Genomic DNA, 11,307 nt, shown 5'->3' with positions numbered 1-11,307 from the left:
GTAGTGTATTATAGCTAAGATTTTTTATTAAACTGTAAAAGAAACGACACGAATGAAAACAATACTAATGTTAATTGTTATTATCTAGTAGCGTACTCAAATCATGCAGCATAGCAGCCGTAGCACCCCAAATATTATATTGATTATAGGGCATAAAGTGTACTTTGTGATGTTCGCCATGATGATAAACAGGCAGCTGAATATGGTGTTGGCGTTGCAAGAAGTGGGATAAAGGTACGTGAAATACTTCAGATACTTCATTTTCGTCAATTTGATAGCGCTTGTGATTAGATACCATAGCGACAATGGGGGTTATTTCATAACCAGAAATGGTTTGGTAAGGCTTAAGTTGGCCGATAACTTCAATACATGAAGCATGTAGACCTATTTCTTCTTGTGTTTCTCGCAATGCAGTGGCTGTAAAGTTTGCATCAAATTTTTCAACTTTTCCGCCCGGAAAACTAATTTGTCCCGGGTGGTGAGTTAAGTGGCTTGCCCGTTTAGTTAACACAACTTCTAGCTGGTTATTATTACTTAAAATGGGGATCAAGACCGCGGCACTTTTTAATTGTTGCTGATAGCGAAATTTATGTACTGATATAGGTAAAACCTGCATTTGAAAGCGTTGAATAAATTCTTCTTTAGTCATACAAATTTAATCACTTTAGTCATGCTGCGTTATAAAAGGTATTGGTACGGGAGGTTTTCGTGCAAAACAACCGAGTCACCAATTCAAGAAAGGTTGAGTTTACTTAATACCGGTAAAATTTTATTCACTTTATCGTAAGTTTCTTGATACTCGCTGTCAACGTTTGAATCGATCACTACACCACCACCGGCCCAGCAGTGTATTTGTTGTTTGTGACAAACCAAGGTACGAATGGTAATACTCGTATCCATATTACCGCAAGCAGACAAGTATCCAATAGAGCCACAATAAACGCTGCGTTGGTGGGGTTCTAATTCTTCAATGATATCCATTGCTCTAATTTTGGGTGCACCTGTAATAGAGCCGCCTGGAAACGCAGCACGAAGTAAGTCACTGCTATCGTATATCGGATTTATTTCTCCTTCTACTGTACTCACTAAATGATGTACTGCAGGGAAGCTTTCAATAGCAAATAACGCTGGTACTTTTACTGTGCCAGGCACACAAACTCGGCTTATGTCGTTACGCAATAAATCAACAATCATCAGGTTTTCTGCTTTGTCCTTACTTGCTTGCTTCAGTTCATCAGCATTAGCTTGATCTAACGTGGCATTATCACTGCGAGGACGTGTACCTTTAATCGGTTTACTTTGTACTTTTTTATCAACTAATTGCAAGAAACGCTCAGGTGAAATACTTAAAACCGCATTGCTATCAAAACGTAAAAATGCGGAAAAGGGCGCTTTGTTTTCGTGTCGAAGGGCGCAATATGCTTGAAACTCATTGCCGGTGTATTGGGCTGTGAAACGCTGTGCTAAATTGATTTGATAACAATCACCAGAAAGTAAATAGTTTTGAACTTGCTGAAATTTATCGTGATACTGCTCTTGACTCATATTTGATTGCCAAGGCGTTGTAAGCTTGAAATTATTTTGCTTTATATTTTTATTTACTAAAGAGGCAGCGTTGTCCTGAGTACTTTGTTGGTGTGTTTGTTTTATTGCTAAGTTAAAAAACTGGGTGATTTCGGCTCTTTTATTATCGAGACATAACATCCAAACTTGCTGTAATTTTCGGTCAAAAATTAAGGCTTGATGATAAATACCTACCGCCATTTCAGGTATATCAATATCTTTATTATTTTGTTGTTGTATTACTTCGAAACGTTTGCCTAGATCGTATGCGAAATAACCAAGAGCCCCGCCTTTAAATGGCAGTTCTTGGGGTGTTAAAATTATATTTTCAAAACTGACTTGTTGTTCACGCTTTAATAGTAATAGTGGGTCTTCTTCACTGTTATATTGGCTATTGTCTTGAATGTTTTTGACGGTGGTGATTTTGCCATTGGTGGTCAATGTTATCGTAGGTTGCCAAACTAAAATGTCATAACGGCTATCAATGTGCTGACTTTCACACGAATCTAACCACATTGCCCAAGGTTGTTCGGCAATTGCAGAAAACAGAGATTGGCTACAAAACGCTAATTCATGGGTAAATAATTTAGCTGTTAATGAACTTGATAGTTGTTTTACTGAATTAGTTGGCAAAGTATTCTCACACAATTTATGTTTAGTCATTATACCTAATGCCATTACCATTGGCTTAATGACCATGTTTAAATCACTTCAGGGTTATATGATGTAATTTATTAGACTATTTGATACTGGTAGCTATTTAACAAGCAAGGTATGATATCGGCAAATTTATAACTTTCAACTCTTCTCTCGCCCAATTAACAAAAAGAGACCGTTATGGCTATTATTAAACAACAAGATTTAATCGAAAGTGTTGCAGATGCATTGCAATATATTTCTTATTACCATCCGTTAGACTTTATTCAAGCGCTTGAAAAGGCTTATCATAAAGAAGAAAGTCAGGCAGCTAAAGATGCCATTGCGCAAATTTTAATTAACTCTCGTATGTCAGCTCATGGTAAACGACCTATATGTCAAGATACCGGCATTGTTACCTGCTTTGTAAAAGTAGGGATGGCTGTACAGTGGGATAACACCGACATGACAGTGCAACAAATGGTCGATGAAGGTACTCGTCGAGCTTATCTTAATCCTGATAATCCACTACGTGCATCAATTGTTTCTGACCCTGCTGGCAAACGAATTAACACTAAAGATAATACTCCTGCCGTTGTTCATATTGAAATGGTACCAGGTGACCAAATCGATGTAATGATAGCGGCTAAAGGCGGCGGTAGCGAAAATAAAGCTAAAATGGCGATGTTAAACCCAAGTGACTCTATTGCAGACTGGGTTGTTAAAACCTTACCTACAATGGGCGCGGGTTGGTGTCCACCGGGTATGTTAGGTATAGGTATTGGTGGTACGGCCGAAAAAGCCGGTGTTTTAGCTAAAGAAAGCTTGATGGAACCGGTAAATATTCAAGAGCTTATCGACCGTGGTCCTGAAAATGCAGAAGAAGAATTGCGTTTAGAAATTTATGACCGCGTAAATAAACTAGGTATCGGTGCTCAAGGTCTTGGCGGTTTAACAACCGTTGTTGATATTAAAATTATGTCAGTGCCAACGCATGCGGCATCAAAACCTGTTGTTATGATCCCAAACTGTGCCGCAACTCGCCATGTACATTTTCACCTTGATGGCTCAGGTCCTGCAGACTTAACACCACCTAAATTAGAAGACTGGCCTGAAATTACTTGGGAAGTGGGCGAAAATGTTCGTCGTGTTAATGTTGATGAACTATCAAAAGCTGATATTGGTGAATGGAAAACCGGTGAAACAGTATTGCTTAGCGGTACAATTTTAACTGGCCGTGACGCTGCTCATAAACGTATTCAAGAAATGTTAGCGGCTGGCGAAAAGCTACCAGTTGATTTTACTGATAAATTTATTTATTACGTTGGCCCAGTTGATGCCATCGGTGATGAAGCCGTAGGACCAGCAGGTCCTACAACAGCAACACGTATGGATAAATTCACAGAAATGATGCTTTCTGAAACTGGCTTACTTGGCACCATAGGTAAAGCTGAACGTGGCCCAGAAACTGTCGAATGTATTAAAAACCACAAATCGGTTTATTTGATGGCCGTTGGTGGAGCTGCTTATTTGGTTTCTAAAGCGATAAAGAAAGCAAGAGTTGTCGCTTTTGAAGACATGGGAATGGAAGCCATTTATGAATTTGTTGTTGAAGATATGCCGGTAACGGTTGCTGTTGATAGCTTAGGTGAGTCAGCACATGTAACAGGCCCAGCAATTTGGCAAGCAAAAATTGAAGAGCTTGATAGCAAGTTAAAAGCTAAGTAACTTTTAATTTAGCTATTTAGTATAGATAAAACGCTCATTATGGGCGTTTTTTTATATCGCTTATTTATAACAATAACTGAAATAAAGTTAGCTAAACTATTTCAGTGCCTACACGGCGTAAAGTAAATAACTATTAACCTTATCAATAAAGTATGCTTTAATAACTGTTCATACTTACAGTGTTTGGCAATGTAATGAATTCAATAGTTAATTCTCCCTGGTTAGCCTTAGAAAACTTCCCTACCTTAATTTTAGTTGCGCTAGTGTTACTGTTAAGCGTAGTCATTATTGTGTTGTTTTTGTTTAAAAAAATAAAAACTAACCACAATTCATTTGAAGCTCAGCAGCAACTTTTGCAACAACTGATAGAAAAAGTAAACTTAAGCTACGAAGTTAATGCCAGTAATCAACAGCAATTGCAGCAACAATTAAACTTTAATCATCAGCAATTAGCTACTCAGCAAAGTGAACTAAAAACCTACTTTGAGCAGCAAATTTCGGATTTTAAATTAAAGTTATTACGTCAACATGGTGAGCAAGGCGAAAAACAAGCACAACAATTGTACAGCCATAATGAACAGCTTAAAAAAACGTTATATGAACATCATGTTACGTTTAGCAATAATCAACGTAATGCCACAGAGCAGCTCACGACGCAACTAACCGCCACATCTAAGCTAGGTCGAGAAGAAATGGCTAAATCGCTGCATTTGTCTAGTGAACAAATGGCGAAACGAATTGATGATTTAACCGTATCAACAGATAATCGATTAAAAGATATTAGTGGTCAGGTAGAGAAGCGCTTAGCGGATGGCTTTGAAAAGACCACCAAAACATTTAACGATATTCTCCAACGTTTAGCTTTAATTGATGATGCACAGAAAAAAATCACCGAGCTTTCTTCCAATGTGGTGAGTTTACAGGAAGTGTTGTCAGACAAACGTTCGCGTGGTGCCTTTGGCGAAGTACAACTAAATGCTTTAATTCGAAATGTGTTACCTGAGCAACATTTTGCGCTACAGCACACCTTATCAAATGGTAAAATTGCCGACTGTATTCTATTTCTACCTAAGCCAACAGGTAATGTTGTTGTAGACTCTAAATTCCCTCTCGAAAGTTATAAAAAAATGGCTGACAACACCTTAGGTGAATTTGAGCGTAAAGCTGCAGAACGACAATTTAAGCTAGATATTAAAAAACATATCAATGATATTAGTGATAAATACCTAATTGAAAAAGAAACCGCTGATGGTGCGGTAATGTTTATTCCTGCTGAAGCCATTTTCGCAGAGATACATGCCCACCACAGCGATCTCGTTGACTATGCTAACAAAAAGCGCGTGTGGTTAGCTTCACCAACCACTTTAATGGCTATTTTAACCACGGCACGTTCGGTATTAAAAGATGAAGCCACCCGTAAACAAATTCATGTGATTCAAGCGCATTTGTCTCATCTTTCTACTGATTTTTCACGTTTTAAAGGCCGTTTTGCTAATTTAGCAAAACACATAGATCAGGCCGCAAGTGACGTAAAACAAATTCATACTTCGGCAGATAAAATTAGTAGTCGTTTTGAAAAAATAGAGCAGGTAGAATTAAAACAAGAAGAAAAAGAACAGAGTGTTGGAATATCCGCCGATTAAAAGCCTAAGATCGAAATGGCCTTTATTGCGATTAACCAAAACTCATTTTTTATTATAAATTTTGTTGCTGGTTTTGCAGCATAAAAAAGTCAGCTTTGTCGACTTTGTATTTTGGAGTTTCGCTTGATTCAGTTTTTCAGCGGTTTTAGAAGCAGCATTATTAGTTTCATTGTCTTTTTTGTTATTTTCATGTTTGTCAGTGAATTTCAACGTTATTGGTTTGTGAAAATAAACCTTATTGAACAAGTGCTTTATGGCGTGTTTGCCATTAGTATTTTACTCGCTAGCTATTTTAATCGCAGCCGACTCGCGTTAGCCGCTATCACACTTTTACTCTTTTATATTACGCTTGAGCAATCGCTACCTTGGCAGTCATGGGTGTTTTCTCATGGACAATGGTTAGTGCTTTCTGGCGCAGGCGTGCTGTCGATGTTAAGTGTTGTTAAAGACCGAGGGTTGTTGTCAATTCATGGTTTCTATCGTTGTATTCTTATTATATGTGTTGGCCTTATTAGTTTCGTTTGGTTAGATACCGCGGATATATTAATTATAAAATTAACCCATATCGAGCACTTTAAACCTTGGTTAAAGTATCTCACGGTAGAGTTACCTTTAATGCTGTTCTCTTTCTTATTACTCTGGCGCTTTATAAAAGAAAAAAGCTTAGTAACGACAGCATTGTTAACCAGCTTTTGTATTTGGCTTGGGCAATATTATCAGTTAGTGACATTACCTTGGAGTGTGTTATTAACCTTAATGTTAATGCATTACCTTTTTGCCATAGTGGTTGACTCATATTTCTTAGCTTATCGAGATGAATTAACCACTTTGCCGTCGCGCCGAGCACTTAATCAATTGTCTTTGTCGTTAGGGCGAAAGTACACGCTTGCCATGCTAGACATAGATCACTTTAAAAAGTTTAACGATACCTACGGTCATGATATTGGCGATCAAGTGTTGAAGTTGGTGGCGAGTAAGTTGGCTCAAGTAAAAGGCTCTGGGAAGGTTTTTCGCTATGGTGGTGAAGAATTTACTATTGTGTTTCCGGGTAAGAATATTGAACAATCTCTCCCTGCTTTAGAGGCTGTTAGGCAAGCGGTGGAAGATTATAAAATAGTTATTCGTCAAGAACAGCGTAAAACTAAAGAGGCACGATCTCATAAGAAAAGCAACCAAGTTAAAACCGTTAGTGTCACTATATCGATAGGACTTGCCGCAAGAACATCAAAGTTAACTTTTGAGCAAACGTTGAAGTTAGCAGATCAAGCACTCTATCGAGCGAAAAAATCTGGTCGTAATAATGTGAGTGAATAAATTTTTAAATAACTAAAACCGTTAAGGTTTCATTTGTGAAGTAGCATTGATTGTTACTCCTTCTGATAACTCAATATGCTGCAATGTAGCCAAAATATTTTTTATATAGAGTAGTATTCGTCATAAAAAAGCCCAGGATAATATCATTATCGTGGGCTTATTCGTTATCATGCAGACATGCAGACATTTAAGTGGTTAACTAGAAAACAATTTATGGAGCTTAATTGTTTTTAATAAGCTTTTAACTGAGTTAATTAATCGGTTGCTAGTTTAAAATTGCCACATTAATAAAAACAATAGTTAGCAAGAGTGGGCAAACAAAACGTAAATAATTTCCCCATATTGGTAACCATTTTCTACCTTCTTGCAAAGATACATCTCGTAGTTTATTGCCACGCTTCCATAACCAACCGACAACAATAAAGTAAAATAGACAGCTAAGTGGTTGTAAAATAGTCGTGAGCAAGCGAATAACCAAGCCAAAAAGACTATCGAAAAATGCAATTAATGTCATGCTCGCGGCTAATACAATAGCAGATACTAACCAAGTCGCTTTGTGGCGTGTAAACTTTTTATCTTCAACAAGATAAGCGACAGGCACTTCCGTTGAGGAGATTGTTGAGGTAAGTGCAGCAATTGATAATAACGAGAAAAAACTAATCGACACTAGCATGCCAATATTGCCCATTGAATTGAAAAGCTCGGGTAATATATTGAATATTAGCTGACCTTCGCCAATTAACTTATCGCCTTGAAATACTTGTTGTCCAGCAGCTTCTGCAACATAAAGAGCCGGAATAATTAATAATCCGGCCATAAATGCAATAAAAGTATCGAGCGCGGTGATTGAAATAGCGAGTTTGCCAATATCACGATCTTTTTTCATGTAAGAGCCGTAAATCATCATGCCCCCTACACCGATAGAAAGCGAGAAGAAGGCTTGTCCCATTGCCGATATAATTAATTTGGGGTTTGTTACTTGAGTAAAGTCAGGAATTAAATAGGTTCTTAAGCCTTTTTCTGCACCGGGTTGTTGCAATATATAAATGATTAACGACACCAACATTATTAATAAAACAGGCATTAATCGTGCTGACCATTTCTCGATGCCGGCGTTAACGCCTTGATGAATAATGGCAGCACCAAGTAAAATAAATATTGGTGTAAACATTAAATTGCGCAGGGTACTTGAGGTAGCTAACCATTGTGACGTTTCATGATAACCCAGTAATTCTGCCATAGGTGATATTGCATGCGAGAGCATCCAACCAGCAACAATAGTATAGAAGCTAAGCATCATGATTGCACCGCACAAACCAATCAAACCAGCATATTTACCAAGATTAGGAACGGTATTTTTACAGGCATCTTCCAATGCAGAAACAGGATTTTTTTGTGCTTGGTTACCAATATATACTTCAGCATACAATGCAGGAAATGCTAACAATATGGTGACAATAAGGTAAACAAACAAAAATGCACCACCGCCATTATTTGCTGCTTGGGTTGGAAAACCCCAAATGTTACCTAATCCAATTGCTGAGCCTGCCGCGGCTAGAACGAAACCTATTCGCGAATGAAATGAATCTCTAATATTACTCATAAATGATAATTATTATTGTGGTTAATGCTTTGGTTTGAGCTTACCTAGTTCACACTCGTTAGCAAAGGGTTTTTAACGATTAGTTGTCTTTGATCTTATATATTATGTAAATCATTTAGGAATTGATGGGTTTTTCAGGGAAAAGTGGAATTAGAAATGAATACGGGTTAATCATTAACTTGGTTGAAGTAATGATTAACCCGTATATTTATGACTTGTTTTAAATATTACACTGAGCATTTAAACTGGCTAAGTGTTGATTAAAATTAACGGAAAACGCAGTGAGTTATCACCAACGTCCGTTTCCGTTTTATATCTTTATTTCAATCATAATATCAGTAATAGGTTAAGGGCGAATTTGTCCTTGGCCTGCTACACGATATTTAAATATTGTTAATTGCTCTAAACCTACTGGGCCACGTGCATGTATTTTACCTGTAGCTATACCTATTTCAGCGCCCATTCCAAACTCTCCACCATCGGCAAACTGGGTTGATGCATTATGCATGACTACCGCTGAATCAACAGCGCGCATAAATACTTCGGCTGTATCTGCGTTTTCAGTAATAATGGCATCGGTATGTTTTGAAGAATGATCGTCAATAAAATTAAGCGCTTCTTCTAAGCCTGATACCACTTTTACCGATAAAATAGCATCTAGATATTCAGTGTCCCAGTCAGCGTCATTAGCTGCGATAATTCGTTCATCACAAGCTTGTGCCGCTTTATCACCTCTAATTTCACAATCTTTTAAGGTGTTAACAAGTTGGGGTAAAAACTCAGCAGCTATTGCTTGGTCTACAACCAGACTTTCAGTCGCACCACAGACACCTGTTCTGCGCAGTTTAGCATTGTTAACGACACTCAGTGCTTTGGCTAAATCAGCATCTTTATCGATATATATGTGGTTGTTGCCATCTAAATGTAACAGTGTTGGTACTTGAGCTTCATTTCGAACGAGCTCAACGAGTCCGCGACCACCGCGAGGAATAACTAAATCTACATATTCTGCACAGCGCAATAATGCAGCAACGGCAGAGCGATCATCGGTATCAACCAGTTGTATACATGTTGCTGGTAAATTAGCAGCTCGCAGGCCTGTCGCCATACAATCTACAATTATACGGGTAGAGTTAAGGCTTTCAGAGCCACCGCGTAAAATAACACTATTACCTGACTTCAAACATAAAGCACCTGCGTCGGCGCCAACATTAGGACGTGACTCGTAAATCATGCCAATAACACCAATCGGGGTTGATACACGGGTAATTTTAAGGCCATTAGGACGGTCAAATTCAGCTAAAGAGCGGCCAACTGGATCTGGTAATTTTGCGATATCTTCTAAAGCAACAGCCATTGCTTCAATTCTTTCAGGTGTGAGCTTTAATCGATCAACAAAAGACTCGGCTTTACCTGCTTGCAATACACTTAAAACATCTAGTGCATTCGCTTCTAACAATGCCGGTGTATTTTGGCGAAGGGCATCTGCTGCAACGGTTAACGCTTGGTTTTTTTGTTCCGTGGTTGCACTTGCAAGCACTTTTGCCGCTAACTTTGCTTGCTTACCAAGGTTTATGACCATCGTTTCAATATCGGTATTTTTGCTGTTTGACATAAATGATTTTCCTGTTTCTTTTTTCGATTATTTGTAAACTGTTTGGTCAAATTCAATCTGTTTGAATTAGGTTAACTTTTGTTGTTTGATGAATAATATTTATACTAAAAAAATATTAAAAACAATAGTAAAAGTCCAGTCTACATAAATTAACAGTATGGCTTATTGGCATACTATTTAGAATATTATAATAATGGTTGGTTTTTTAAACACGTGACCATACAAACGTGATATTTATCAATCGCTAACGTAAGGCAACTGCGCGTTCGTATGCCGCTACAACTGTCGATTCCATTAGTGTATTTAACGTAGAGTCTTTCATGAGTGCTTGTAAACCTGCTTCGGTTGTACCATTTTTACTGATTACCGAGTCTCGCAAACTTGTTACATTTTTATCACTGCTCATTGCTAGTTCAATGGAACCACCTAAAGTGTTAAGGACTAATGCTTTTGCTGCTTGAGGTGAAAAGCCTAAGTTCATTGCAGACTCTATCCAACAACGTGCTAGCTCGAAAGCATAACCAGGCCCGCTTCCTGCAACGGCTGTTACTCGGTCTAATTCGTCTTCGCTATTAGCTAAATGCGTATATCCAATCGCATCAGCCAAAAGTTTCGCTGTTTCTATCTGGGTTTTACTGCAGCTTGAATTGGCATAAAGTGCGCTGACGCCGTGGCCAATTTGTGCTGGTAAATTTGGCATCATGCGAATTATAGCGTGTTCACCAATCAGTTGTTCTATAGAGGCAACTGAGTAACCAGCGGCAATAGAAATAACACAAGCATTATTTGAAAAATAGGGTCGGTAAGCCGGCAGTACTTGTGCGATAAGTTGCGGTTTAATTGCAATAACAATGATATCGAAACGTTGCCCAGCAAGCTCTTCAATGGTTTGTGTAACTTTAACACCACTAGGTGCTTTGACTAATGAAGGATTAATGATAGTGATTTTGTGATCTGTAGAGGTTGCCCAGCGAGTCAGTAATGAACCGCCCATTTTTCCACAACCAATCATAAGTAAAGACATAAATCTCCTATTGTTTATAGTGTACTTTTTATACCGTGCAAATCATTTGCAGCGGCTAAAGGTAAACTTTATTGAAACCTTAAAAATCCAAATTTTAAAGCGATGGTTTTAAGTTCAATTGAAAAAAAAGGGTAATTAGTATATGATCTCTTCACTCATTTGTCGATTGCTGTCAATTAAT

General features: G+C 38.0%; 8 protein-coding genes. 3 read left to right on the top strand and 5 right to left on the bottom strand.

Annotated features, from left to right (window positions below; translation table 11 throughout):
- Positions 1-70: 70 nt before the first annotated feature.
- On the bottom strand, positions 71-649 hold the full coding sequence (locus H4J50_RS11610; RefSeq protein WP_182256556.1) for a CoA pyrophosphatase: 579 nt from the start codon (positions 647-649) through the stop codon (positions 71-73).
- 83 nt (positions 650-732) lie between these two features.
- Positions 733-2,226, bottom strand: coding sequence for an aminodeoxychorismate synthase component I (pabB, locus tag H4J50_RS11605; RefSeq protein WP_182256553.1), 1,494 nt, complete (start codon positions 2,224-2,226; stop codon positions 733-735).
- A gap of 174 nt (positions 2,227-2,400) precedes the next feature.
- Between pabB and H4J50_RS11600 the strand changes: the two genes are divergently transcribed.
- The 3 genes from H4J50_RS11600 to H4J50_RS11590 all read left to right on the top strand — a co-directional run bounded on the left by H4J50_RS11600 (position 2,401) and on the right by H4J50_RS11590 (position 6,884).
- A complete protein-coding gene (locus H4J50_RS11600) occupies positions 2,401-3,927 on the top strand; it encodes a fumarate hydratase (protein WP_182256552.1) in 1,527 nt (508 codons plus the stop codon).
- A gap of 194 nt (positions 3,928-4,121) precedes the next feature.
- A complete protein-coding gene (locus tag H4J50_RS11595; RefSeq protein ID WP_182256550.1) occupies positions 4,122-5,570 on the top strand; it encodes a DNA recombination protein RmuC in 1,449 nt (482 codons plus the stop codon).
- Between the two features lie 123 nt (positions 5,571-5,693).
- Positions 5,694-6,884 (top strand): GGDEF domain-containing protein, encoded by a 1,191-nt coding sequence (locus tag H4J50_RS11590; RefSeq protein WP_259366233.1) that lies wholly within the window; start codon positions 5,694-5,696, stop codon positions 6,882-6,884.
- Between the two features lie 265 nt (positions 6,885-7,149).
- Here H4J50_RS11590 and H4J50_RS11585 read toward each other — a convergent pair whose 3' ends face one another.
- The 3 genes from H4J50_RS11585 to H4J50_RS11575 all read right to left on the bottom strand — a co-directional run bounded on the left by H4J50_RS11585 (position 7,150) and on the right by H4J50_RS11575 (position 11,126).
- Positions 7,150-8,487 (bottom strand): sodium-dependent transporter, encoded by a 1,338-nt coding sequence (locus H4J50_RS11585; RefSeq protein WP_108456778.1) that lies wholly within the window; start codon positions 8,485-8,487, stop codon positions 7,150-7,152.
- A 346-nt stretch (positions 8,488-8,833) separates the two neighbouring features.
- Complete coding sequence (locus H4J50_RS11580) at positions 8,834-10,102, bottom strand: glutamate-5-semialdehyde dehydrogenase (RefSeq protein ID WP_182256548.1); 1,269 nt, start codon at positions 10,100-10,102, stop codon at positions 8,834-8,836.
- Between the two features lie 244 nt (positions 10,103-10,346).
- Positions 10,347-11,126, bottom strand: a complete 780-nt coding sequence (locus H4J50_RS11575; protein WP_182256546.1) for a pyrroline-5-carboxylate reductase — start codon at positions 11,124-11,126, stop codon at positions 10,347-10,349.
- Positions 11,127-11,307 lie beyond the last annotated feature (181 nt).

Origin of the sequence: Colwellia sp. 6M3 (assembly GCF_014077595.1) — a bacterium.
Taxonomy (GTDB): domain Bacteria; phylum Pseudomonadota; class Gammaproteobacteria; order Enterobacterales; family Alteromonadaceae; genus Cognaticolwellia.
The sequence above is the reverse complement of the archived record's forward strand: the minus strand, read 5'-3'. Positions and strand labels throughout refer to the sequence as shown.